We start from the raw sequence: 25,583 nt of genomic DNA on the forward strand, positions 1-25,583 counted from the left end.
CCGTCACCCCAGTAACTCCATGTCCAAGAAAACGCTCGTATTCGGCTACTTGGTCTTGCTTGCCATATTGCATCAAGACTTCTGGCTGAAAGATAACGCCTCCCTCGTATTCGGCTTTTTGCCTGCAACCTTAGCCTACCATATGGGCTTCGTTTGTGCTGCGGCCCTTGGTTGGCTCATGGTGATCAAGTTTGCCTGGCCCAAAGGCCTGGAAGGCAAACCTGATTCGGACAGCGCGAGTGAAGGAGGGGCAGAGTAATGACTCAAGTTGTAATCATTTGTATCTACCTCGCCATGCTCATTGGGCTCGGTGTTGTTTCCAGGAAATTTTTTAGAGGAGGCTCGGCTGACTTCTTTGTCGCAAGTCGTTCGATTGGACCGTTCGTCCTCTTCATGTCCGTTTTCGGAACTACCATGACGGCATTTGCCATGGTCGGAAGTACGGGGGAATCTTACCGCGTCGGTGTAGCCACCTTCGGCAAAATCGCTTCTTCATCTGCCTTAGTGCATTCGGCTGTGTTTTTTCTGATTGGTCTACGACTGTGGTCGTTGGGAAAACGGAATGGCTACATGACCCAGATCGAGCTTTTCCGTGATCGTTTTGAAAGTAAGGGGATCGGTTATCTGTTATTCCCCATCCTGGTAGGGCTCATTATTCCTTACCTTTTGGTCGGACTACTCGGCGCCGGATCTTTTATCGGCGGAGTCACCCGGGGAGCATTTCCTGATGTCTTTGCTTCGACCGGTGGTGCGATTCCGCCCTGGTTAACATCCTTGGTCATTTGTGGCGTTGTTCTTTCCTACATTTTTATGGGGGGTGTTCGTTCCGCTGCCTGGGCTAATACTTTCCAGACCATCGTTTTCATGATCATGGGGGTTTTAGCCTTCACATTGATCTCGAGTAAACTGGGTGGATTTGCTGCCGCATCTGAGATGGCCAATGAAGCAAAAGCAGTTCGTTCCGGTAACATTACGGAGCTGCAGTTTCTAAGCTATATGTTCATTCCACTTTCGGTGGGCATGTTTCCGCACCTGTTTCAAAATTTCCTTACCTCCAAGAATTCCAAGAACTTCAAGTTTATGCTGATCGCTCACCCGGTCAGTATCATGGTGACCTGGATCCCATGTATCCTGATCGGTTACTGGGCAACGGGAGCTCTTATGCCTGGAACCGATACTCCGATCGTACCCGGGGCAGCTTCCCCGAACGCGGTTCTGGGAATCATGGTTGGTAAATTATCGACACCGATCATCGGCGGTCTGGTGGGCGCCGGAGTTTTGGCCGCCATCATGTCATCTCTCGATTCTCAATTTGTATCGGTGGGAACCATGTTTACCCGTGACATCGTCGCACATGGTTTTGGCAAAGATCGTTTCTCTGATGGGCAGATGGTCTGGTTGGCTCGCGGGTTCATCACTTCGATCGTTATTATCACTTTCTTGTTCACCCTGGCCGAACCACGGTCGGTCTTCACACTCGGTGTGTGGTGCTTTAGTGGATACGCCAGTTTGTTTCCCATTGTGTTTGCGACCATTTATTGGAAACGCGTAACCAAGGCCGGTGCTTATGCCGCGATCCTTGCGACAGCAGTCTGCTGGTTTATGCTTTTTAAAGCCTCCGGTTATGGAGCAAACGGATCTTACCTCTTTGGAGGAATGATGCCGGTGGTCGCTATGTTTGCCACCTGTTCGATCACCTTGGTGATTGTATCACTGTTTACCAAGGCTCCTTCTGAAGAAACTCTACAAAAATTCTTTCCTACTAAATAATTCATGAGTTCAACGCTAACCATTGAAGAGGCGAATGAAGCACGGGATGCTCGCGTTCGCGAAATTATAAAATGGCACTTCTCGCCTGAAACCGGTTGTGACTACTGGCTCGATTGGGCCAGCAAGGCTGACTGGAATCCTTTGGAGGAAGTAACCTGTTTTGCTGACATCCTGAAGTTTGATCACTTCGACGATGAAACGCTGCGCAAAGAAATGCCCGAGCGTTTTATCCCCAAAGCGTATGAAGGACGTCCCTACAATGTGTTTGAGACCGGTGGAACAACGGGTATGCCCAAGCAACGGATCGGTTGGGATGACTACAAACACGATTACGAAGAATTTAGTAATCACTACGGCGACGACTTTTTTCCTAAAGGAACGAACTGGTTGATGGTTGGCCCAACGGGTCCACGCCGTCTTCGTTTGGCGATCGAGCACCTGGCTGCTCACCGCGGTGGTTCATGTTACTTTATCGATCTGGATCCTCGTTGGGTAAAACGCCTGATTAAAATGGGTGAGATCCCAATGGCGAAGGCTTACCAGGAACACGTGATCGACCAGGCTTCAGCCATTCTACGGCATCGTAATATCACCTGTATGTTTACAACGCCGAAGCTACTCGAGAGCTTGGCGGAGCGCATGTCTCTGGTGAAGGCTGGATTGAAAGGGGTATTTGCCGGTGGAACGACTATGACTCCACAATACGTACGATTTATCAATGAAGAGGTATTGGAAGGTCAGATCAACTTTGCGCCTACCTACGGCAACACGCTCATGGGATTGGCCATCAGTAAGAAGCTGGTTCCTGAAGACAATTATAGTCTAACTTATTACGCTCCAGAGCCGCGCGCGGTGCTTCGCGTAGTCAACCCGGACAACGCTGACGAACTTGTGGATTACGATGAATACGGAAGAGTTGAACTTACGACTCTTACTAAGGAATTTTTTGTGCCACGGTTTCTCGAAAGAGATGAAGCGATTCGTCGCCGTCCATGTGACGAATTCTCTTGGGATGGAGTAGGGGACGTTCGCCCATTCCAGTCCGGAACAAAAACAGTAATTGAAGGAGTATATTAATTTAAGAGGCATATCGTCATGAGTGACCAAATTCACATTCCAGTTCTCCGCCTTGGGCAGACTTATAAAAGTTTAGATATGACCGAACTCGACAGCGACGGTAAGCCAATCGAAGTGAGCGTTGCGAATCCGGGCATCATTCGACGGGACTTGCTCGATATCGATAAATCCGTTGCTGCCTTACAAGCGATTCCTTGCGAGACTTTGGCTGACTATTGTGAGAAAGCGGCCGAGCTATTCCTAAACGGTGATCTGCCATGGGGCGCTGGTGACGAAATGCAAAGTCCGGAGGACTACGCAGCCGCGCTGTCTCTTTCAACGGGATTACCGCACAGCCTTTGCCGTCTGAACATGGGCAAAGTCTATGAGGCGATGGCTAACATTCGGGCTATCCTTTCCGGACTTACCCGGAGCATGCCGCTTTCACTGTTCGATGATGGTTTCGTTAACCAGAATGGACTGGATGTAAATTTCTTCCCTCAAACTAAGAGTCTCGGCGTTTTACTGCCGAGTAACTCTCCAGGAGTGAATTCCCTTTGGTTGCCGGCACCGGTATTGAAAATTCCGGTGATACTGAAACCCGGTCGTGAAGACCCATTTACGCCTTTCAGGATTGTTCAGGCCATGATCACCGCGGGTTTCCCAGCTGAGGCCTTTGGTTTTTATCCAACGACTCACGAGGGTGGAAATACCTTACTTTTCGAAACAGGACGGGGTGTTGCTTTTGGTTCTGACAAAACCGTGAAACAATATGCGCCTTACCGCAGTATTCAGGTGCATGGCTCCGGGCGCAGTAAAGTCCTTATCGGTGACGACTTTGTCGACAATTGGGAAGAGGATGTAGACACCATCGTGCAATCGATTTCTGCCAATGGCGGACGTAGTTGTATCAATGCTTCGGGTGTTCTTGTGTCAAAGAACCGTGATGAGATCGCTCATGCGATTGCCAAAAAGCTGGCTGCCATCGTGCCCCTCGAACGCACCGATCCTGACGCAACTGTTTGTGGGTTTTCGAACCCTGATTATGCCAAGGCGATCGATGAGATGATCGAAGATCATTTGAAGACGCCGGGTGCGATTGATCTTACCGCGCAGTATCGCGACGGACCTCGTTTGGTCGAGAAGTGGGGACAGACTTTCCTGAGCCCGACTTTGATTCTTTGTGAAGATAAGGATCATCCTCTCGCGAACACTGAGTTTATGTTCCCGTTTGCCAGCATTGTAGAAGTTCCTCAGGACCAGATGCTCGACACGATTGGTGAGACTTTGGTCGTTTCAGCGTTCACCTCCAACCAGGAGTGGGCGATCGACTTGATGACCAGCACGAACATTGAGCGTTTGAATATCGGTCCTTATCCGACAAACCGTGTTCAATGGGAGCAACCTCACGAAGGTAATATTTTTGAATTTCTCTATCGAAGACGAGCGTTACAAGGAGACTTGGTGACGCTGGAAAAATAACATGGTCGATCCTTTCGAGTCCAGGCCCTCGCCCAAACTTGTTTTTGGGAATGGAGTCATAAAGGAATTGCCGAACTCAATCAAAGAGTTGGGCATCACTTCTGTCTTACTCGTGACGGACAAAGGTATTGTTAAGGCCGGTCATGTTGAGGCCACCTGTGCGTTGCTTGAAGGGGAAGGCATTCCGGTTCATGTCTACGATGACGTGAGCGAGAATCCGACCGAGAATGATGCGGCTGCCTGTTGTGCCTATGCCAAGGAACTCGAGTTTGATGGTTTCGTCGCATTGGGAGGTGGCAGCAGTATGGATACTGCCAAGGCTTGTAACTTTCTGCTGACCAATGGCGGGCGCATGAGCGATTACCACGGTTACGGAAAGGCATCGAAAAAGATGCTGCCTTTTATCGCTATTCCTACCACCGCGGGCACCGGGAGTGAGTGTCAGTCTTACGCTTTGGTAAGTCGCGAAGAGAGTCATGAAAAGATGGCCTGTGGAGATCCAAAGGCGCTAGCTCGTGTAGCCATTCTTGATCCAGACATTACGGATAGCCAACCGCGATCGGTTGCAGTGCAGACCGGTATTGACGCTTTGGCTCATGCCTTGGAAGCGGCGGTGTCGACTAAGAGGACAGAGTTATCTTCCATGTATTCCGAAGCAGCGTTTCGGCATATTGTTCGGGCGATCGATGACATTGTAGATTATAGTGTGCATGGTGACGACCGGGGACATATGCTCTTGGGAGCTGCTTTAAGTGGCCTCGCAATTGAAAACAGCATGTTGGGCGCAGCCCACGCTTCGGCTAATCCACTAACCGCTCGTCACGATATTATTCATGGTCGTGCCGTAGCGATGATGTTGCCGCATGTGATGCGGTTTAACAATCAGGATTCGGAAGCCTCACGTATCTACAGCCGTTATAGTTCTATTTTGAGTGAGCTGGATGTGAGCGATAAATCTCTCATCGACTGGGTCGCAGATCTAACGGGTCGTATGGCGCACATAGCATTCAGCGCTGATGAGAAAGAGATCCAGCAATTGGCCACCGAAGCCAAACAGCAGTGGACAGGAAACTTTAACCCTCGATCACTCGAGGTGAGTGATTTTGTTGAATTGTACCGGGCGGCTTTGGCTTTGCCAGAACCGGCATAAATGTAGAGGACGAGCTGATGAAGGTTCATCTTTCCAAATATGTTATCAGTCTTTCGCTTGTCGCAGCGATTCTTTGGACAGCTGCTTGTTCCAAGTCATCTGAGACGACTATAGAGGAAACCGTGGTTGAGGAAGCCGCGCCTCCTGTTCCTCAAACTTCCTGGTCGATGACTCGTGGGGGACCTCATCTTTCGGGACAAATTCCAGCCGCTCTGCCTGGAAAGATGGAAATCGCATGGACGTTTTCTGCAGGACAAATGATCTCAGCCGAAGCGGCGATTCTGGGCGGACATGTTTTTGTCGGTACCGAGGATGGATTGTTTTTTAAACTCGATTTGGAAACGGGAGAAGAGCTTTGGAAGTTCGAAACCGAGGACGCTGTCACAGCGGCTCCGGCAATTAGTGGAGATCTGGTTTTTCTACCTTCAAACGATGGGCAACTCTATGCCTTGAGTCTGGAGACAGGTGAAGAAGTATGGAAGTTCGGAGCAGACGACAAGATCAGTGCAGCACCTGTGGTGGTAGATAACCCTGAAGGGGAAGGACAGTGGGTATTGATGAATGGCTATGATGGCACCACCCGTTGTTTGAGCACGGAAGATGGTTCGCTGATCTGGTCTTACGAAACGGAAGACTACATAAATGGTTCGCCTGCGGTCGTAGACAACCAGTGGGTGGTATTTGGTGGCTGTGATGCGCAATTGCATGTCATCGGTTTAGCAGACGGTAGTCTGGTTCATAAGATCCCGAATGATTCGCAGATTGTGAGTTCCATCGCGACTTATAAGCACATGGCTTACTCGGGAAACTACGCAAATCAAGTGGTGGCATTCGATGTGGACCTCGGGATGATTGCCTGGGTCTATGAGGACCGAAACTTGCCTTTCAACAATGCTCCCGGTGTGAGCGATGACATGCTGTTTATCGGCTCCAATGATAAGCATCTGCACGCTGTCAACCAGGAAAGCGGCGAAGCTGCCTGGAAATTTAGAACGGGAGCCCGGATAGAGAGTGCTCCTATCATCTTTGATGATGGACTCATTTTTGGGTCAGGGGACGGTCGCCTCTATGCCTTAAATCTCGACAGTGGAGAGGAAATCTGGAGGCTCGACCTCGGTGAAGGGTTCATTGCCAGTCCGGCCTACGGATACGGCGCGCTCATCATCGGAGGTGAAGATGGAACCGTCTTTGCCTTAAAAGAGTCCTGACTTTCAGCGGTTTCATTACCCAACCCTAAGCAATTTTAATTATGGATACCAACCCTTTCGACAAACCACAGAGCGCCAAAAATTCAACGCGCGCCGGTAATTACTTTATTTCTAATTATCCTCCTTTTTCTTTCTGGTCCGAAGACCAGGCCGTAGAGGTGGAGATTGCCCTGAACTCCGAGCCGGATCCGAATGCCAAGCTAGGTGTCTATCACCACATCCCATTTTGTCGGAAGCGTTGTCACTTTTGTTACTTCCGTGTTTACACCGACAAGAATGCTAACCAGATCCAGAATTATTTGGACGGCACCATGGTTGAAATGAAAGCCATGGCTGAACGCCCGCTTTTCCAGGGACGCAAACCGCATTTCATTTATTTCGGAGGTGGTACTCCTTCCTATCTTTCTTCCAAACAGCTACATAGTCTGACTGACCAAATGAAGGCCATACTCCCATGGGACGAAGCCGAGGAAGTCGCTTTCGAAGGTGAACCAGGCACCTTGAACGAGAGGAAGCTGGCTGCGATCAAAGATGTCGGTGTCACTCGCCTGAGTCTGGGGATTGAGAACTTTAATGATCACCTTTTGGAGATCAACGGACGTGCCCACCGCGCACCGGAGGTATACAAAGCCTACGAGCGTGCACGGGAATTGAATTTTGATCAGCTCAATATCGATTTGATTGCGGGTATGCTCGAAGAGACGGAAGAGAACTGGCAATTCAACATCGAAGAAACGATCAAGCTGATGCCGGATAGTGTGACCATCTACCAGATGGAGATACCTTACAACACGGCCATCTATAAGGAGATGAAAAACACCGGTCAGCTGGTGGCTCCGGTTGCTGACTGGGAAACCAAACGTCGCTGGGTGAAGGAAGCCTTTGCTGCGTTGGAAAGTGCCGGTTATACCATTTCCAGTGGTTACACGGCTGTGAAAGATCCAGACCGCACCAAGTTTATTTATCGTGATGAATTGTGGAGTGGGGCAGACCTACTTGGCCTGGGTGTTGCATCGTTCTCTCACGCGGCTGGTGTCCACTACCAGAACACCACCGAGATTGATCCTTATCTTGAAAAAGTAGAAGCAGGCGAGCTACCGATTAAGCGAGCTTTCCGCACATCAAAAGAAGAGCGCATGATCCGTGAGTTCATCCTTCAAATGAAATTGGGTCATGTAAAGTTGGGTTACTTCACTGAAAAATTTGGAATTAATATGGAAGAGCGATTTGCAGAGCAACTGGCCGGCCTGACCGAAGAAGGACTCCTTGAAGTTCAAAATGGAGAAGTACTACTCAATCGTGATGGCCTTCTCTGTGTAGACAATCTCCTGCACGACTTCTTTCTGCAACAGCATCGGACGAGCAAAATCGTTTAAGTATTCTCTATTTCCCTAGCTTAAATCACCCCACCCCTATGGAAGAAGTGATTGTGAATGGCATGCCGGAATCTTTGCGCCGGTATATCGTTGAAGACTGCTCCATTCCGGCTGCTTCCTTCAGAATTTTGCCAGGGGAGGAATTACCCGAGCCTGCCAAGCAGCTGATGTTTCATGATGAGGACATGACTTCAACACTGGCCCGCTTTTACGAGAGTGATATTTATATCGATAAGATTCAGAGTATCGAGCGTGGCGATGTATACCTTCGCGAAGTATTTCTTCGGACTAAAAAAGCGGATACGGTCGTCGAGTACGGCGTTATTGCGATAGTTTTGGACAGCTTCGATCAGGAGCATCGTGAAGAGATTGAGGCCGACCAAGAACCCTTTGGAGGACTTTTGCATAAGTTCAATGTCGAATTTCAGAGCGCTCCGGTTTGCTTTTTTGCCATCTCTGCTGAATATTTGGCATTTACTCCTTTCAAAGATTTGGAAGGACATACCTTTTATGGAAGGTTTAACCAGCCTTCCAAATCCAATGGACAGACTCTTGCTTGGATCATGAAAATCCTGCCAGAGGAGAACGACATTTAATTTTCCCCAATAACCATTTCTCAAAATGACTTACCAAAAGAAATATGACGCCGTCATCGTCGGAGGCGGTCCAGCTGGGTCGACTGCCGGAGCCTTATTAGCCGAGAAGGGCTGGGATGTACTCATTCTGGAGAAGGATAAATTTCCACGCTACCATGTGGGAGAGTCGCTGATGCCCTTCTGCTATTTTACCTTCGAACGACTGGGGGTAGTGGATAAAATCAAGGAGATGGCCTGGACGGAAAAGCATAGCGTCCAGTTTGTGGGCCGAAACGGTAAGGTTTCTACACCCTTTTATTTCTTTCAGCATTACGACCACCCTTCGTCGACTACCTGGCAGGTCAAACGAGCCGATTTCGACCTGATGCTCCTGGACAATGCTCGCGAAAAGAGAGCCACCGTACTTGAAGAAACAGCAGTGACCGAGTTCATCAAGGACGACTCTGGCGCGATTGTAGGCGTGAAAGCTGAGTCTAAAGGAGGAGAGGCGTTAGAGTTTAATGCTCGAGTGGTACTGGATGGTTCGGGGCGAGACGCCTTGTATTTGAGAAAGACCAGTTCGCGAAAGCGTGATCCAGAGCTGAACAAGATTGCCATCTGGACATTATTCAAAGGTGCCAAACGGGATCCAGGCCTGGACGAGGGTTCCACCACCGTTGCTTACCTGGATGGTAAGGGCTGGTTCTGGAATATTCCTATGGCCGACGATATTGTGAGCTCCGGCATTGTTGCTGAGCGGGATTACCTATATCGAGATACACGTGACCCAAAAGAAATTTACGAGCGCGAGATCAAAAACAACCCATGGATCGAAGATCACCTGGCCTCAGGAGAGCAATTTGGTGAGTATTGGGTGACGGGTGAATACTCCTACCGTGGGGAGCATTGTGCGACCGATGGCTGTGTGCTGATTGGTGATGCCTTTGCGTTTTTGGATCCTGTCTTTTCATCCGGGGTATTTCTCGCACTCAAATCGGCTGAGCTGGCTGCCGACGCTACCGACATCGCCTTGAAGAAAGACGGCCCCATCATGGCTACCGACTACGAAGCTTATGGAGACACGCTTTGCTCATCCATTGAGGTTATGCGTCAGGTGGTATATGCTTTCTACGATGAGAGATTTAGTTTTGCCGACCTGATCAAAGCCAATATGCATCTGCGAGGCGCACTAACCGATTGCTTAATTGGTGATCTGGTTGACCGCGATTACGGAGATTTACTGGAGGCGATGAAAGATTTTGCAAAATTGCCCGAACCTTTATCTCATGGTCGGGCAAATTTAAAGCCTACCGCCCCGTGAGTTCTTTCGCGGGTAATCTCATCTTATTCTACCCGTGAAACTTACTTTTCTGACACCCGGTACCGGAAGCTACTACTGCGGTGCCTGCATGCGAGACAATGCCTTAGCTATTGAGCTGCATAAGGCAGGTGAAGATGTGGCGATCCTTCCCATGTATTTGCCTCTCATGCTTGATGAAGAGCCGCTGGAAAGCCTGAAAGAGACCCCGATCTTCTTTGGGGGGATCAATATGTATCTGCAGCAGAAGCTGGCTTTGTTTCGGAAAACCCCCGCCTTTATCGATCGTTTGTTGAATCGAACAGGGCTTTTGCGTTGGGCTGCCCGCCATAGCCATATGACCTCGGCGCGGGAGCATGGAAAGATGTGCCTTGAGATGCTGGAGATTGAAGAAAGTGGATTCCGCAAGGAATTCGAGAAACTCCTGGTATGGCTGGAAGAAATCGGAAAACCGGAGGTGGTTTGCTTATCAACTGCCCTCCAGGCTGGCTTGGCCGATGAGATCAAGAAACGACTGAACGTACCGATCATTCTCTTTTTCCAAGGAGAAGACTCCTTTCTCGACGGACTTCCTGAACCTTACCGTAGTGATTGCTGGAAACGAATGGGGGAGCGACTGGCATCAGCCGATATGTTGGTGTCTCCGAGTCGGTTCTACTCTCGTTATATGGAAGAACGTCTTGGGCTTTCAGAAAGTACGATTGAGGTGATGCATAACGGCATTAAGATGGAAGGCTATGAGCTCGCTGCGCAGTCCCCAGAGTATCCGACGATTGGATACCTCGCGCGCATGTGTCGCGAAAAAGGATTAGAGGTTCTGGTGGATGGGTTTATTCGTCTGCGAAAAACGATCGGGCGAGAGGGTGTGCGCTTAAGAATCGCCGGTGCAATGACGGCGGGCGACTTGCCCTTAGTCAAGGAACTGAAGGCTCGAATCCATAAGGAAGGATTGGATGAGGATGTTGATTGGCTTCCGAATCTTTCTCGGGAGGAAAAGATATCTTTCTTGCAGTCACTTTCATTGTTTTCAGTTCCCGTCACTTATCCAGAAGCCTTTGGATTGTATGTGCTCGAAGCCATTGCTTGCGGGGTCCCAGTTGTGCAACCCGAAATGGCATCCTTTCCTGAGATCATGGAATCAACCGGTGGAGGCACCTGTATTCCTCAAAATAATCCGAAGGATTTTGCGGAAGCCTGGGATTCCTTGTTGAAGGATCCTGAGCGCTTGGAAACGATGCGAAAACAAGGGCGTCAGAAAGTGGAAGAACATTTTTCGTCGCCCAAAATGAGTAAACAATTTCTCCAGCTCACCCGAGCTTACCAACCCACCGACTGATTCACTGATGGATATCCCGGACTCCTTTCAATTCTCACATCAACGCCGTGTTGAGTTTTCGGATACAGACTTGGCTGGTATTGTTCATTTTGCTAACTTTCTGCGCTATGTTGAGTCCGCTGAACATGCCTTTTGGCGGCATCTGGGTCGCAGTGTCCACATCTCGTCAGACGAAGGACAACATGGTTGGCCTCGATTGAATATTTCCTGCGATTTCTTTAAGCCCGCTCGCTTCGAGGATCTTCTGGATATTCGGCTTAATATTGCTGAAGTCAGAAATACGACGATCCGCTACGCCTTTCATATTTTTAATTCGGAGTCTGAGGCGCTGGTCGCTTCCGGCCAAGTGACGATTATCCATGTGGCACTCGACTCCAATTCAGGACGTATGCAGAAAGCCTCGATTTCGGACGAATTGCGAGCGTTACTAGCCGGTCTGTAGGCTGTACGCCATAGCCTTGTACATAAATATGCGAAGCGTGGTAGCTTTTGCGATTTTCATTATAATCTAGGGTATTCCTAGCTTAACTGTAGGAGAGGAGCTTGCTCCCGATTTAATATAACGAGGGCTAATCGATTCGGGAGCAAGCTCCTCTCCTACATGGAATTGCGCTACTCAAAACTCAACCTCTGAGGAACTTTTTCCATGGACGATCTTTTGAACAGAAGCTAACAAAGAGAACGAAGATTCGATTTTTCTCTCTTTGTTTCCTTCGTTGCCTCCTGTTAAATACCACTTCTTACGAGTATCGCGGCGTAAAGCCGCTCCTACAGTTCTTTAAATGAAAAGTTGGACAGCCTGTGGCTTTGCTTCTACGGTGGATTTTTAATATATCTTAGCTTAAGATCCTATGAATACTAAGTTATCCCGTAGAAACTTTATTAAAGCATCCTCTGCCTTTGCTGGCATTTCCATACTTCCGAGCGGTGTCTGGGCGGCTTCGCCAAACTCCAAGCTCCAGATTGCCCAGGTAGGCGTCTGGAATCGTGGACGAGGCAATCTCGAATCGTTACTCCGCCTGCCTAACATCGAGATGGTGGGCCTCTGTGATGTGGATTCTAACTATTTAGACAGCGCATCAGAGCTGGCACCGGATGCGAAGAAGTTTACCGACTACCGGGAGATGTTCGATAAGCTGGATTCAGATATCGATGCGGTTTTGGTTGCCACACCCGATCACATGCATTCGCCCGTCTCTATGGCTGCGATGGAGAGAGGGAAGCATGTTTACTGTGAAAAGCCTTTGGCCCACAATGTGGTTGAAAATCGCCGACTCCGGGAAGTTTCCGAAGAAAAGGGACTGGTAACCCAGTTGGGTATTCAGGTGAGCTCCAGCATTGGGCAACGCATGACCGTAGAGTACATTCGCTCCGGGCTGATCGGAAAAGTGAGCGAGGTGCATGTGTGGTCGAATAAGAAATGGGGCCGCGACGAAGCAGCTATTCCTCTTGGAGAAAATCCGATTCCTGAGGGCTTGGATTGGAACCTATGGTTGGGAGTTGCTGATGAAAGACGCTTTCTCAGTTCCTACTATCATCCTGGCCAGTGGAGAAAGCTCCTTGATTTCGGAACGGGTACACTCGGTGACATGGGCGTACATATTTTTGATACCCCGTATCGGGCAATCAAGTTAACGGATCCAGTATCTGCAAAAGCAACCTGCAGAGCCCCCAATAGTTTCGCTCACCCCGCCAGTAATCGAGTCGAGTATGTATTTGGATCCACCCAATACACCACCAAGCAATTGAAATGGACCTGGTATGATGGCGATTATGCACCGCCGGTAATTCCAGAATTTGAACTTCCGGAAAATTACACCATGCCCAGCCAGGGATGTGTTTACATGGGTGAGAAGGGAAATTTGATGATGCCTCACATGAGTGGGCCGCGCACTTATCCACAGGAATTGATTCGCAGTGTTCCGAAACCACAGCTCGATCCCATTGATCACCACGGCGAATGGGTGGATGCCTGCTTAGGAAATGGCAAAACTCGTTCCCCATTTACTTATGGAGGTCCGCTCACTGAAACGCTCCAACTCGGTGTGGTCGCCAGCAAGTATCCTGAGAAAACTTTAAAATGGAACGCCAAGGCGATGAAGATCACAAATCTCGCGAAAGCGAATCAGTATGTAGATCGTGAATACCGTGTGTTTTAATTAGATGATTAATAGAATACTTCTTTTAGCTGGATCCCTGTTTGCCACTTCAACTCTTTGCGCGGTTGATCTTCCTGAAGGGTTCGAAGCCCTGTTTAATGGACGTAACCTGGGTGGATGGCATGGTGACAATCCTCATCAAACCCGAAAGGCTGAGAACCGTATGGTTGCCACCGAGGCGTCTCAGGTGGACTTTCACAAACACTGGACGGTGGAAAATGGAGAGTTGGTCAATGATGGGCATGGTCCTTATGCGACGACCGATAAAGCCTATGGTGACATAGAACTCTTGCTGGAATATAAGACGGTCGCCAAGGCGGATAGTGGCATCTACCTGCGAGGCTCACCTCAGGTTCAGATTTGGGACACCACTAAAGAGGGTGGTAAATGGGATCGCGATGCGGATAAAGGTTCAGGTGGCCTCTTTAACAATCCGAAAGGAGCTCCAGGCCAGAACCCCTTGGTCCATGCCGACAAACCTTTTGGGGAGTGGAACCAAGTAAAGATCCGTCAATTGGGAAGCCGGACCTGGGTGTGGCTGAATGGTAAGCTGGTGGTCGATAACGCCATCATGCACGGCTACTACGACAAAGAAAAACCGTTGCCTGCCAGGGGTCCGATTCACTTACAGACTCACGGTGGAGAAATTCGATGGCGGAACCTCTTTGTGCGTGAGATCGGCGATATGGAATCGAACAAACTATTGAGGGCAGGAGAGAAGAAGGCTGGCTTTTACTCCTTGGTTAAAAATGGGACACTCGATGGATGGTCTGGAGATACCAGTGGCAAGGAGGTCAAGGGTGATACGATTCACTGGCGAGATGGTGGCCATTTCTACACGACCAAGGAGTATGGGGACTTTACCTTTCGTTTCGAATTTACGATGGAACCAGAAGGCAACAATGGACTTTCGATTCGTTATCCGGGTGAGGGAAATCCTGCCTATGATGGCATGACTGAACTTCAAATCCTTGATCACGACGACAAACGCTATGCAAAGATAGATCCGCGCCAGGCTCACGGTAGTGCCTACGGAATGATCGCAGCTCATCGCGGCTACTTTCGTCCCTACGGCGAATGGAATTACCAAGAAGTCACCGTCAAAGGTTCTCACATCAAAGTGGAGCTGAACGGCACCGTGATTCTCGATGGCGACCTGGCCGATGTGACTGAGTATATGGCAGACAAAGCACACCCCGGTAAATTGCTCAAGAAAGGGCACCTCGGCTTTGCCGGTCATGGGAGTGAGCACTATTTCCAGTTTCGAGCTTTGTCGGTTAAGGAGCTGTAGCCAGTTGTAAGTATTTCTTAGGGGGTTCGACTAAGCGGGAAAAGAATCCCGCAATGAACAAGAACTTCACTCAACTTGCTTTCACGCCGACAGTTAAGAAGATCCAAGAGAATTTGGGATCACGTAAGAACTACGAGCAAATGGAGCAATCCGGCGATCGTTACATCCTGAACGCGCAAGAGAAGCCGTTCATCGAATCCCGGGTCGATTATTTTATGTCGACGGTCGGAGAGAATGGTTGGCCCTATATGCAACACCGGGGTGGTCCCAAAGGGTTTCTTAAAGTGCTTTCTTATGACACTCTGGGCTTTGCAGATTTTAAAGGAAATCGGCAATACATCAGCACGGGAAATATATCCGACAACGGAAAGGCCATGCTCTTCCTGATTGATTACCCGACCAAACAACGCGTCAAGATCTGGGTGGAAGCGACTTATCTTCCAAATGAAGAGGCAGGGGACTACCTGGATCAGTTAGTGCCTGAAGGTATGGAAAATCAGGTGGTCAGTATCTTCCTTTTGAAAATACAGGCCTACGATTGGAATTGTCCCAAATATATCACTCAGCGATTTACCGCGGACGAATTTGTGAACTACGTGCTGCCGCAGAATCCAGAGTTGCTTAATACCTTACGGGATCCATCCGAGGAGATGCCGTCATGACTGCTCTGATTCTGAAACTACGAACGTTTCAGCAACGGTTGGTTGGGTTGAGAAGGCGTCAATTTGCCAAGCTCGGTTCAAACTGTCGATGGTATCAGTGTAAGGCGAAGAACTTGTTAGGCCTCTGAACTGAAGGACTGGTTTCTGGTAGATTTTCCCTTTGATCTTATGGGAATAGCCTTCAACCTTCGTTTTATGAATTGGTTCTATTTTGCACTTATCACCGTGTTCTCCTGGGGACTCTACGGAATCTTCCTGCACAGTGGTCAAATTGCTATGGGCGATCCGGAAATGGGTCGTTACAAAGCATTTTTAGTCGTTGGTATCGCCTACTTTATTGTGGCGGTCATTGCTCCGTTTCTCGTGTTGAAGCTAAACGGTGGCGACCTGACTTTTACCTCCAAAGGCTTTTGGATTTCTTTGATAGCCGGTATTCTCGGTGCTGTGGGCGCCTTTGCCGTTTTGTTGGCCTTTGGTGCCAAAGGATCACCTGCCGCGGTCATGTCCATTATCTTCGCTGGTGCCCCTATTGTGAATGCCACGGTTGCCATCGCTATGCATCCTCCAAAGGGTGGGGTCACTGCGGTTCCCTGGCAGTTTGTTGCCGGAATTTTAATGGCTGCCTGTGGGGCGTATATGGTTGTTAAGTTTAAGCCAAACCCAGCTCCCAAGGTTGCCGCCGCGCCCGTCACACAAGTCGCATCTGCTGATTCTGATTAGAGTAAAGTGAGCGAGTCTCCTGAACAACATCGCCTGGATCAGATTAACCAGTTGGTGGAGGCGATAGCCGCTTCCAATCAGTTTTATCGAAAGAAGCTAGAAGAAGCCGACGCCTTGGACGGCTTTCGCTCGCTCGAGCACTTTAGCTCGAAGATGCCCTTTACGTTGAAGTCGGAGCTTTCTGAAGATCAGGCTGCTAACCCGCCTTTCGGATCATTCCTCACGTACCCTTCTGCTCAATACACGCGCTATCACCAGACAAGCGGCACCAGTGGGAAGCCCTTGATCTGGTTGGACGATCCCGAAAGCTGGCAGTGGGTTTTGGAAAGTTGGAAATATACCTGGCGCGCGGCAGAAGCCAAGGCAGGGGATTCCGCTCTGTTTGCGTTTTCTTTCGGACCCTTTATTGGATTCTGGGCGGCTTTTGATTCAGCGACCCAACTGGGTATTCGTTCAATTCCGGCTGGTGGCATGAGCAGTGTCGATCGCCTTCGGTTTATTTTAACACAGAAACCGACCTACCTGTGTTGCACGCCGACCTATGCGCTCCGGCTGGTAGACGTAGCAGAAGAACAGGGCTATGATTTAGCCGAAGCGGGTGTGAAATGCATTATCGTTGGTGGAGAACCGGGTGGAAGTATTCCTGAGATTCGTGCACGTATTGAAAGTGGCTGGAAGACAGCCCAATTACTCGATCACCATGGTATGACCGAAGTGGGCCCTGTTTCGCATGGCGAATTGGGTGAACCAGGTATTGTTCATCTGGTCCACGATCATTTTTATTGTGAAGTGCTGGATCCAGAAACGGACGAACCTGTGAAAGAAGGGGAAACAGGAGAGTTGATTTTGACGACACTTGGTCGTTATGCCTGCCCATTGATTCGTTACCGAACCAGGGACTTGGTCAAACCGATTGCCGTTCCAGATCGACCCAAGGAGCAATTTGCCATGGAAGGAGGCATTCTCGGCCGATCAGACGACATGCTAGTCGTTCGGGGAGTTAATTTATATCCCAGCGCGGTCGACTCTGTGCTCCGATCCGTTTCGGGAATCAGAGAATACCAGGTCGACATCGATAAGAGAACCCCCTTGGCACAAATTGGTGTCCGTTTGGAAATCGAAGGCAATCAGGAAGCGGTCTTGAAGGAGCTCAACAAGCAGATTCGCACGGCCTTTCACATGCGATTTGATCTTACGGTTGTTCCAACGGGGTCGTTGCCGACTTTTGAGATGAAGGCCAAGCGGTGGAATATCCAAACATAATTATTCTCAAATTTAAGGTAATTAGCCGTGTTTCTTTAAAAAATTAAGCGGCACTGCGAGGACGCAGTTGCCCTACCTTTATTCATCCATAAATTGGGAAGAAAAGCATGATCAACGTTAGTGGAGTTTCCAAAGTCTATGATAGTCCTGCAGGTCAGGTATCAGTTTTAAATAATCTGGATTTGCAGGTAGCTGCAGGTGAGGCGGTGTCGATTGTGGGTCCATCCGGAAGTGGAAAGACGACCTTACTCAACATACTGGGTGCCTTGGATTCGCCAAGCGCAGGGAAGGTTGAAATTGGAGGCCAGGACATTTCCAAGATGGATGAGGCTTCGACGGCACAATTCAGGAACCGATCGATCGGATTCATTTTTCAGCTTCACTACCTGCTGCCGCAGTGTTCGGTTCTGGATAATGTGTTGGTTCCGCGGTTGGCTGGCGGTTGGGAAGAGTCCGTGCTAGATACTCGGGCACGGGCTGAGAATTTATTGGAAGAGGTTGGGCTGAAGGACCGCCTCACACACAAGCCATCTGAGTTATCGGGCGGAGAGCAACTCCGGGTAGCCATTGCACGGTCACTGATCAATGAGCCCAAGATCATTTTGGCGGACGAACCCACCGGGTCTCTGGATCCGGCAACGGGTGAGAGGGTTGCAGATTTGTTGATCGAATCGAATCAAGGCAAAGGAGTCGCATTGGTGGTGGTGACTCACAACCCAGGTTTGGCTGCTAAGATGCAAAAGACCTACCATCTGGATGGAGGGAGATTGGTCTTCTGAAGATGAGCACACGCGGATACATCTTTCAAAGCCTTTGGCATTTTCGTTATACCTACTTGGGCGTATTTCTTGGAGCTGTTTTGGGTGCCATGGTTCTCCTGGGCGCTCTGTTCTCTGGGAGTTCCGTTAAAGAATCCTTGCGGCAAATCGGTGAAAATCGCATCGGCCAAACGACGCACCTCATTACCGGTGGAGATCGGTTTTTCCGAGAAGCCCTGGCAGCTGATCTGATCAGTGACTCTGAATCAAGCTTGATGGCAACTCCGGTATTGTTTGCCAAAGGTGTGGCGAGCAAAGGTCAAGAATCGGCAAATCAAGTTCAATTGGTCGGGGTGACCTCTGACTTCTGGAAGTTTGCGCCGGCACCAACGGAGCTGAATCTCGAGGGCTCGAATGTCGCTATCAATGTGTTACTCGCTGAACGACTGGGTATAGGAAAAGGGGATACGCTCATTGTTCGCTTTCAAAAACCGGGCGTTGTTGCTGGAAATGCTCCGGTTGCTGGAGCGGATCAATCACTGGAAAGCGTTCGCTGCACGGTTGAAACGGTGTTAGATGATGGTTCGTTTGGACGCTTTAGTTTGGAAACTACCCAGGTTCCTCAGCCGTCGGTGTTTTTGCCCATCGAAGTATTGCAACAGGCATTTGAATTTGAGGATCGAGCTAACTTACTGCTTCTTCGAACGGAAGATTCTGTTGAGACGATTCAGACGGCTCTCTCACGGAAAGTAGACTTATTGGATTACCAACTAAATCTGGAATGGTTGTCCGAAGCTCAAGCGTGGGAGGTAAAATCTGACCGCGTGTTTATCGATAGTGATATCGGTGAGTCCTTATTGAAAGAACTGGAAAACTCTGAGCCCGTTACCTCTTACCTGGTGAATGGTATTCGTATTGGTGAACGCTCTACGCCTTACTCAATAGGCGCTGCAGTGGATACAAGCTCTGTTCCCTTTCTCCCGAATGATCTGGCTGATGATGAACTGGTCATCAACCAGTGGACGGCTGATGACCTGGGAGCTGAATCAGGAGATACCGTTGAACTGACCTATTTCCAATCTGACCTATCAGGATTGTTGGTCGAACAATCCTCGACCTACTCACTCCGAGCCATCATCCCGATGGAAGGACTGGCTGCTGACAAAGCATGGATGCCAGATTTTCCAGGAATCAGTGAAGCGGAAGTTCCCAGTGATTGGGATGCAGGTCTACCCATGGATATGGATCGGATCCGTGATAAAGATGAGGATTATTGGGAGGCTCATCGGGGAACACCCAAGGTGTTTATGTCCAGTGAGGCCGGTCTCAATATCTGGTCCACTCAGTGGGGAAATTACACGGCATTGAGGATTCCAACGAATGAAGAAGCCAATCTGGTTCCGCAGATTCTGGCTGCGCTTCGACCTGAAATGAATCAATTGATTGTTCAAGACTTTCGTTCACAAGCTCAGGCTTCTGCGTCTTCGGCCGTTGATTTTGGGGGCCTCTTTATTGGGATGAGTTTCTTTCTTATTCTGGCGGCTCTCGGACTCGTCGCTATGCTTTTCCAGTTTTGTCTTCTCCAGCGAAATCGAGAATCTGCGCTGCTGGGGTCTCTCGGTATTCGGTCCAAGCAGATCATGCGTTGGCGCCTGGCCGAAGCCTTTGTATTATTGCTGGTCGCGAGCATTGTGGGATTGCCGCTAGCGGCTTGGTATACGCAACGCATATTAGCTTTTCTGGAAACGATTTGGGCCGGACAGACATCGGCTTCAACCTTTGTGTTTCACGCCGATTCCACCACCGTCTCCGTGGGTATCGTTAGTTATCTGATCATCTCATTGGCTGCCTTGTGGTATTCTCTACGCCGACAAGCCAAACGCTCGCTTTCTATCCGATTAAAATCGAGTGGAGAGGACTCAGTCGATACGTCTTTAAGGCCCTGGAAAACACAGCTTTTAGTGGTTGGAGGCATCATCGTTGGATTGTTAGCCGTCTTTACTTCCGGGTCTCTAATGCCAGCACAGGGTGCATTTTATTTGGCTGGATTTGCTTTATTGCTAGCTGGATTGGGGCTTAGCCGACTTTCGTTGTTAAAATTGCTCAGGTCGGAAAAAACCAGTGAGATGACCGCTGGTCATTTGGGTAAATTGAACATCGCCTCCAAGTTGTCTCGCAGTCTGACCGTGGTCGGTTTGATTGCGTCTGCGGTCTTCATGGTGCTGTCGGTTGCTTCGTTTCGCAAACATGTAGGAGATGATTGGTTGGAACGGACCAGCGGAACTGGAGGATTTGCGCTACTCCTGCAAACGACAACACCGCAGAACCTGCCGCGCGATGGATCGGATGCTGGGTTTGAAATATTTGATCGGATGAAACAGGATATTGGGTCCGTAGTTCCTATGCGCATCGGGGCGGGTGATAATGTTAACTGTTTTAATCTGAACACCTCCTCCCAACCGCAGTTGGTTGGAGTGGACGTAGAGCAATTCGAAAACCTGAGTGCCTTTAGTCCAAGGAAGTTGGATGAGTCCCTTTCCGGAAATGGCTGGGCTGGGCTAAAGAGTTTAACAGCCTCTTCTGCCGTTCCGGCTATCGTAGATGAAACAACCATGATGTGGGCCTTGAAAAAGAAGGTGGGCGATTCCTTTACCTATCAGAATGAAAAGGGCCAGGACTTCGAAGTGCAGATAGTAGGCACGATTAAAGATTCGATTTTCCAGGGACAACTTCTCGTAGATGAAGCACACCTTTTGCGGGAGTTCCCATCCAATGCCGGGTATTCTATATTTTTAGTAGATGCTCAAGCTGGAGCGGATATTATGAGTTTGAGAAACAGTATCGAAAATGCGGGTACTGATGAAGGAGCTAAAGTGGGCCTCACAAAAGATATACTACAGTCCTTCCACGAAATCGAAAATACCTACATCGCTATTTTTAATGTGCTCGGAAGCCTGGGCGTTCTCGTTGGAAGCCTGGGGCTGACCATTGTAGTCGCTCGTAGTATTCAGGAGAGATTGGGAGAATTTTCAGTCATGTCTGCCATTGGTATATCCAGGCATATTCTGGGGCGTATGGTATTCTCAGAATACAGCCGCCTCGTTTACTGGGGACTTTTGGTTGGTTTGGTTGCATCCATCATTTCCATCTGGCCGAACCTGCAGAATCTGCCGGCCCTGCCTACGGCTATTCTGGTCTTGGGATTATTGGCTGGAATCGTGGTCTTGAATTTGGTGTGTGGGATTCTCGCATTCAAGCGTACCTTTCCGAATCAAGCAGTTGGTCTAAACCGCGTTGAGCGGTAGAGTGTGTTCGGAATTTGCCCCACTGTTTACTCGTTTGTATAACTGAAATACTTCCCTAAGAAATGAATCGTATTATTCATTTTGCATCTTTTGTTGTTACCCTGACATCTACCTTGGCCGATGACTGGTCGTCCTGGTTAGGTCCTACCGCGGATTCAGTTTTTCATGAAACTGGAACAGTAACCGAGATTCCTGCTGGTGGACTAAAAGCCATTTGGGAGGCACCCGTGCACATGGGGTATTCGGGTCCCTCTGTGGCCGATGGAAAAGTGTTCTTCATGGATTACATCCGTACGGAAGGTGAATTAACCAATCGCGCGAGCTGGAATGATGAGCTTCAGTGCGAAGAACGGGTTGTGGCATTGGATGCTAAAACAGGTAAAGAACTTTGGTCCTTTGCTTATGATCGGCCTTACCACATGTCCTATCCCGGAGGTCCTCGGGCGACTCCGATATATGCAGATGGAAAAGTCTATGCATTGGGTGCGGAAGGAAACCTCAATGTCTTGGATGCTGATACCGGAGCACTCATTTGGATTAAGGACTTTTTTAAGGACTACGGAGCGGAGACACCCCGATGGGGGCATGCTGCTCATCCGCTTATCTACCAAGACCGAGTCATTTGTATTGTCGGAGGTATTGGTAGTACGGCGGTTGCCTTTAATAAAGATTCCGGTGAGCAGATCTGGAGAAAATTATCCGCTGATTCCCAAGGGTATTGTCCTCCTTCAATCGTGAACTATGCAGGAGTCGATCAGTTGATAATATGGCATCCGGAAGGACTTTATAGTCTGAATCCCATTACCGGTCAGTCCTACTGGTCGCAGGATTTACGACCTAAGCTCGGATTAACCGTAGGGGCGCCACGAGTGAATCAGGGTCGGATGTTTGCATCTGGTCAGGGTGGCCCTGCTGCGTTGTTAAAACTATCGGAAGACAAACCAGATGCTGAACTGGTTTGGCTGGGAAATCCAAAGACCGCAATGTATACCCTCAATAACACGCCTGTCTTTGCCGATGATGCCATTTATGGGGTCGATCTTGAGAGCAGCTCTCTCATTGCGGTGGATCCCGAAGATGGAAGTCGAATCTGGATGACTCAGGAGCCGGTACTTGATCCAGAATTAAGGGCCAATGCTAAACGTCGGCTTCGTCACGGAACCGCGTTTCTCTATCGATTGGGCAGCTCTGACACCTTTTATATTATGAGTAAAAACGGGGACCTGGTCATAGCTGAACTATCTTTGGATGGGTACCGAGAAATCGGGAGGCAAAATGTGCTTGAACCTACCAATCCTACTGGGGGTCGTAGTGTAGTCTGGAGACCTCCTGCATTTGCAAATAAAACGATGTACGCAAGGAACGATAAGAAGCTCATTGCCGTCGACATTTCCTCAAGCAGTTATTAATTTCTATCTTCAATTATGAAACTAACAATTATCATTGTCCTTTGCCTTGGGTTTGCGACTCTTTCACAGGCGGCAGATTGGCCCAAGTGGTTGGGTCCAAATGGCAAAAATGTTTGGAATGAGAAAGGCGTTGTTTCATCGATTCCTGATGAGGGGCTCAAGACGCTTTGGGAGTTTGAAGTCGGTCTCGGCTATGGGGGACCCTCGGTCGCCAAGGGTAAGGTCTATCTCATGGATTATCTCTACGCGAGTGGAGACATTAACAATAATCCCGGGAGTATCGATGAATTGAAAGGACAGGAGCGCATTCTCTGTATTGATGCCGCCTCGGGCGAACTGATTTGGAAGTATGCGTATGATCGTCAGTATAATATGTCCTATCCTTCGGGGCCACGCTCTACGCCCACCGTCGTCGATGGCAAAGTATACGCCTTAGGTGCTGAAGGAAATCTAACCGTTCTCGATGCAGATAATGGAGACCTTATCTGGAAGAAGGATTTTATTAAGGAGTACGGAGCGGAAACACCGGTCTGGGGATTTTCTGCTCACCCTTATGTTAATGGTGATACCGTCTACTGCATTGTTGGAGGCGAGGGAAGCGTTGTGGTTGCTTTCGATAAGGATTCGGGTGAAGATAAATGGAAAGCACTATCTTCTACGAGCCAAGGTTACTGTCCGCCCACCATCATCAAGCATGCCGGACTCGAACAGCTTATTGTGTGGCATCCAGAAGCGGTGAATGGGCTCGATCCTCAAACAGGAGAGGTGTTCTGGACCGAAGAATTGAAACCCAGTTGGGGTGGATCCATCCAAGTACCTCGCAAGCTTGGCAATCAACTCTTCGTGGCGGGTCCAGGAGCAGCGGCCCTTTATGACTTGAAACAGAGTGGAGGGAATCCAGCCGTTGAGATGGTTTGGCGGGGTAACCCACGCAATGCGTTTTATCCAGTGAACAGCCCTGTTATTTTTGACACGGAGGCGATTTACGGAGTCGATAGCAACTCCAGTTCATTGACTGCAATTGATCGAGAAGATGGTAGCTGGCTTTGGCAGTCGCAAGTACCCGCCCTTGCCGAAGTGAATAAACGCGAGCGCCATGGAACTGCATTTCTCGTGCGTCATCGTGACTCGGATTTATACTTTGTATTGAGCGAGTCCGGAGATTTGATTTTGGCTGAAATTACAACGGACGGATACAAGGAATTGGGACGTGAAAAGATTCTTGAGCCTACCAATTCAACTGGAGGACGACCCGTGGTATGGAGTCATCCCGCATTCGCTCGCAAAGCCATCTTCGCCCGCAACGATAAGAAACTGGTTGCGGTCGACCTCAATTCTTCGAATTATAACTAATTCCCTTTCAATCAATGCCCCATATGTCCCCGTCGCTTCGCATATCTATCTTACTCGTCTTTCTTGGTTCCTTAATCGTTACCCATGCTGAGAATTGGCCTCAGTTTCGAGGGGGAGATCAGACTGGAATTATCTCCGGATTCGAGATCCCGACCGAGTGGGATCTTGAGAATAATGTGAAATGGAAAATTCCGACTCCTGGGTTGGGTTGGTCCTCGCCCATCGTCTGGGATGATAAAATTTTCCTCACCGTTTCTTCGCTCGAAAAAGAAGAGATGGAAAAGCGCGCTCGAGGAGGCGGACAATACCGAACTCCGCATGGAATTTCTGTGAAATTAGAGATCGTCTGCCTGGACAAAGAGACAGGAAACGTTTTGTGGAGAAAGACCTCCTATCAAGGCCCATCCAACGTAGCCACTCACGGTGGGAGTCCTTATTCAGCTGAGACTCCGGCAACCGATGGAGAATTAGTTTATGTGTTCTTTGGCACCATGGGGTTATTCGCTTACACCTTTGATGGGGAGTTAGCCTGGGAAAAGGATCTCGGCATTTACGAAATGGATGGCGAGTGGGGAACCGCGACTTCACCTCTTGTTCACGAAGGTATACTTTACATGCAGGTCGACAGTGCAGATTTTTCTAACCTCATTGCATTTGAAGCGATATCAGGAAAGGAAATTTGGAAGCTAAATAGAAACGAAGGCCCTAACCGGAGTACTCCCATTATCTGGCGCAACAAACTACGTGATGAGTTGGTTACGCAAGGGGCCATTACGCGTTCTTACAATCCCAAGACGGGTGATCTTTATTGGCAGATTTCCATGGAAGGTGGACGCAGTAGTTCGACACCCGTGGGAGATGAAGATCGGTTGATTATTGCCAATGAGAAGAGAGCCGCCGGTGGATTCATGTTTTCAATTCGAGCGGGAGCGTCGGGCGACATCTCACTCGCTGAAGGCCAAACGTCCAACGATGGCGTCGAATGGAAAAATCCCAATGGTAACATCGCTATGTCCTCGCCCTTACTTTACGAAGGCAATGTCTATGCCTTTGAACGGCGCACGGGTATGGTGAACTGCTACGATGCAGCTACCGGTGATGTGCATTACTATCGCAAGCATCTGCGTAAAGCGCGTGAGTTTTGGTCTTCGCCATGGGCTTACAATGGCCACATTTATTGCATCGATGGTAAAGGCATTACCCACGTTTTGGAATCAGGCCCCATGCTCAAAGAAGTTAGGCTGAATGATCTAGAAGATCAAATCTGGGCCACCCCGGCTATTACCCCGAATTCCCTCATCATCCGTGGCGCAAACTTCCTCTATTCTATTGAGAATAATGCGAGTACCGGGCCGTTGATTGAGTGAGCGCTCGGCACCCAAAGGTGTCACC

At 49.2% G+C, this 25,583-nt stretch carries 21 protein-coding genes; all 21 read left to right on the forward strand.

The genetic code is table 11. The features are described 5' to 3' along the window. Positions 1–19: 19 nt before the first annotated feature. The 21 genes from GA003_03795 (at position 20) to GA003_03895 (ending at position 25,558) form a co-directional block, all read left to right on the forward strand. Positions 20–259: a hypothetical protein gene (locus tag GA003_03795; protein QXD29108.1), complete on the forward strand. Its 240-nt coding sequence runs from the start codon at positions 20–22 to the stop codon at positions 257–259. Further along, a complete protein-coding gene (locus GA003_03800; protein ID QXD29109.1) occupies positions 259–1,770 on the forward strand; it encodes a sodium:solute symporter family protein in 1,512 nt (503 codons plus the stop codon). Before GA003_03795 ends, GA003_03800 begins: the two co-directional genes overlap by 1 nt. A gap of 3 nt (positions 1,771–1,773) precedes the next feature. Next, complete coding sequence (locus GA003_03805; GenBank protein ID QXD29110.1) at positions 1,774–2,847, forward strand: hypothetical protein; 1,074 nt, start codon at positions 1,774–1,776, stop codon at positions 2,845–2,847. Positions 2,848–2,865: 18 nt separating this feature from the next. Continuing rightward, the gene (locus tag GA003_03810; GenBank protein QXD29111.1) at positions 2,866–4,308 is read left to right on the forward strand and encodes an aldehyde dehydrogenase family protein; all 1,443 of its coding nucleotides are present in this window, start codon (positions 2,866–2,868) and stop codon (positions 4,306–4,308) included. 1 nt (position 4,309) lies between these two features. Then, positions 4,310–5,458, forward strand: coding sequence for an iron-containing alcohol dehydrogenase (locus GA003_03815; GenBank protein QXD29112.1), 1,149 nt, complete (start codon positions 4,310–4,312; stop codon positions 5,456–5,458). Between the two features lie 17 nt (positions 5,459–5,475). Beyond that, positions 5,476–6,666 carry a PQQ-binding-like beta-propeller repeat protein gene (locus GA003_03820; GenBank protein QXD29113.1) on the forward strand — a complete coding sequence of 397 codons (1,191 nt, stop codon included), beginning with the start codon at positions 5,476–5,478 and terminating at the stop codon, positions 6,664–6,666. Between the two features lie 41 nt (positions 6,667–6,707). Next, positions 6,708–8,042: a coproporphyrinogen III oxidase family protein gene (locus tag GA003_03825; GenBank protein ID QXD29114.1), complete on the forward strand. Its 1,335-nt coding sequence runs from the start codon at positions 6,708–6,710 to the stop codon at positions 8,040–8,042. Between the two features lie 38 nt (positions 8,043–8,080). After that, positions 8,081–8,638, forward strand: coding sequence for a hypothetical protein (locus tag GA003_03830; protein QXD29115.1), 558 nt, complete (start codon positions 8,081–8,083; stop codon positions 8,636–8,638). Between the two features lie 25 nt (positions 8,639–8,663). Beyond that, entirely contained in the window at positions 8,664–9,938 is a 1,275-nt protein-coding gene (locus GA003_03835) for a tryptophan 7-halogenase (protein ID QXD29116.1), read from the forward strand. 34 nt (positions 9,939–9,972) lie between these two features. Then, complete coding sequence (locus GA003_03840; protein QXD29117.1) at positions 9,973–11,271, forward strand: glycosyltransferase family 4 protein; 1,299 nt, start codon at positions 9,973–9,975, stop codon at positions 11,269–11,271. A gap of 7 nt (positions 11,272–11,278) precedes the next feature. After that, positions 11,279–11,713: an acyl-CoA thioesterase gene (locus GA003_03845; GenBank protein QXD29118.1), complete on the forward strand. Its 435-nt coding sequence runs from the start codon at positions 11,279–11,281 to the stop codon at positions 11,711–11,713. Between the two features lie 409 nt (positions 11,714–12,122). After that, positions 12,123–13,430 carry a Gfo/Idh/MocA family oxidoreductase gene (locus GA003_03850; protein QXD29119.1) on the forward strand — a complete coding sequence of 436 codons (1,308 nt, stop codon included), beginning with the start codon at positions 12,123–12,125 and terminating at the stop codon, positions 13,428–13,430. A gap of 4 nt (positions 13,431–13,434) precedes the next feature. Continuing rightward, positions 13,435–14,721, forward strand: a complete 1,287-nt coding sequence (locus GA003_03855) for a DUF1080 domain-containing protein (protein QXD29120.1) — start codon at positions 13,435–13,437, stop codon at positions 14,719–14,721. A gap of 53 nt (positions 14,722–14,774) precedes the next feature. Beyond that, positions 14,775–15,383, forward strand: a complete 609-nt coding sequence (locus GA003_03860; protein QXD29121.1) for a pyridoxamine 5'-phosphate oxidase family protein — start codon at positions 14,775–14,777, stop codon at positions 15,381–15,383. 168 nt (positions 15,384–15,551) lie between these two features. After that, positions 15,552–16,103 (forward strand): hypothetical protein, encoded by a 552-nt coding sequence (locus GA003_03865; GenBank protein ID QXD29122.1) that lies wholly within the window; start codon positions 15,552–15,554, stop codon positions 16,101–16,103. Between the two features lie 6 nt (positions 16,104–16,109). Beyond that, positions 16,110–17,366, forward strand: coding sequence for an AMP-binding protein (locus GA003_03870; protein ID QXD29123.1), 1,257 nt, complete (start codon positions 16,110–16,112; stop codon positions 17,364–17,366). 107 nt (positions 17,367–17,473) lie between these two features. Continuing rightward, positions 17,474–18,145 carry an ABC transporter ATP-binding protein gene (locus tag GA003_03875; protein QXD29124.1) on the forward strand — a complete coding sequence of 224 codons (672 nt, stop codon included), beginning with the start codon at positions 17,474–17,476 and terminating at the stop codon, positions 18,143–18,145. Positions 18,146–18,147: 2 nt separating this feature from the next. After that, entirely contained in the window at positions 18,148–21,429 is a 3,282-nt protein-coding gene (locus GA003_03880) for an ABC transporter permease (GenBank protein QXD29125.1), read from the forward strand. A 62-nt stretch (positions 21,430–21,491) separates the two neighbouring features. Next, on the forward strand, positions 21,492–22,838 hold the full coding sequence (locus tag GA003_03885) for a PQQ-like beta-propeller repeat protein (protein ID QXD29126.1): 1,347 nt from the start codon (positions 21,492–21,494) through the stop codon (positions 22,836–22,838). A 15-nt stretch (positions 22,839–22,853) separates the two neighbouring features. Next, entirely contained in the window at positions 22,854–24,191 is a 1,338-nt protein-coding gene (locus GA003_03890) for a PQQ-like beta-propeller repeat protein (protein QXD29127.1), read from the forward strand. Positions 24,192–24,214: 23 nt separating this feature from the next. Next, the gene (locus GA003_03895; GenBank protein ID QXD29128.1) at positions 24,215–25,558 is read left to right on the forward strand and encodes a PQQ-like beta-propeller repeat protein; all 1,344 of its coding nucleotides are present in this window, start codon (positions 24,215–24,217) and stop codon (positions 25,556–25,558) included. The last annotated feature ends 25 nt before the right edge of the window (positions 25,559–25,583 follow it).

The organism is Opitutia bacterium ISCC 52 (genome assembly GCA_014529675.2).
In the GTDB taxonomy this organism is placed as follows: Bacteria; Verrucomicrobiota; Verrucomicrobiia; order Opitutales; family UBA2995; genus UBA2995.

Bases quoted from the DNA above. Each gene is read 5' to 3' on its own strand.
- GA003_03865 (QXD29122.1), top strand. From the start codon at position 15,552: ATGGGAATAGCCTTCAACCTTCGTTTTATGAATTGGTTCTATTTTGCA.
- GA003_03835 (QXD29116.1), top strand. From the start codon at position 8,664: ATGACTTACCAAAAGAAATATGACGCCGTCATCGTCGGAGGCGGTCCA.
- GA003_03825 (QXD29114.1), top strand. From the start codon at position 6,708: ATGGATACCAACCCTTTCGACAAACCACAGAGCGCCAAAAATTCAACG.
- GA003_03810 (QXD29111.1), top strand. From the start codon at position 2,866: ATGAGTGACCAAATTCACATTCCAGTTCTCCGCCTTGGGCAGACTTAT.
- GA003_03895 (QXD29128.1), top strand. From the start codon at position 24,215: ATGTCCCCGTCGCTTCGCATATCTATCTTACTCGTCTTTCTTGGTTCC.
- GA003_03815 (QXD29112.1), top strand. From the start codon at position 4,310: ATGGTCGATCCTTTCGAGTCCAGGCCCTCGCCCAAACTTGTTTTTGGG.
- GA003_03805 (QXD29110.1), top strand. From the start codon at position 1,774: ATGAGTTCAACGCTAACCATTGAAGAGGCGAATGAAGCACGGGATGCT.
- GA003_03850 (QXD29119.1), top strand. From the start codon at position 12,123: ATGAATACTAAGTTATCCCGTAGAAACTTTATTAAAGCATCCTCTGCC.
- GA003_03800 (QXD29109.1), top strand. From the start codon at position 259: ATGACTCAAGTTGTAATCATTTGTATCTACCTCGCCATGCTCATTGGG.
- GA003_03880 (QXD29125.1), top strand. From the start codon at position 18,148: ATGAGCACACGCGGATACATCTTTCAAAGCCTTTGGCATTTTCGTTAT.
- GA003_03885 (QXD29126.1), top strand. From the start codon at position 21,492: ATGAATCGTATTATTCATTTTGCATCTTTTGTTGTTACCCTGACATCT.
- GA003_03860 (QXD29121.1), top strand. From the start codon at position 14,775: ATGAACAAGAACTTCACTCAACTTGCTTTCACGCCGACAGTTAAGAAG.
- GA003_03890 (QXD29127.1), top strand. From the start codon at position 22,854: ATGAAACTAACAATTATCATTGTCCTTTGCCTTGGGTTTGCGACTCTT.
- GA003_03795 (QXD29108.1), top strand. From the start codon at position 20: ATGTCCAAGAAAACGCTCGTATTCGGCTACTTGGTCTTGCTTGCCATA.
- GA003_03855 (QXD29120.1), top strand. From the start codon at position 13,435: ATGATTAATAGAATACTTCTTTTAGCTGGATCCCTGTTTGCCACTTCA.
- GA003_03830 (QXD29115.1), top strand. From the start codon at position 8,081: ATGGAAGAAGTGATTGTGAATGGCATGCCGGAATCTTTGCGCCGGTAT.
- GA003_03820 (QXD29113.1), top strand. From the start codon at position 5,476: ATGAAGGTTCATCTTTCCAAATATGTTATCAGTCTTTCGCTTGTCGCA.
- GA003_03875 (QXD29124.1), top strand. From the start codon at position 17,474: ATGATCAACGTTAGTGGAGTTTCCAAAGTCTATGATAGTCCTGCAGGT.
- GA003_03845 (QXD29118.1), top strand. From the start codon at position 11,279: ATGGATATCCCGGACTCCTTTCAATTCTCACATCAACGCCGTGTTGAG.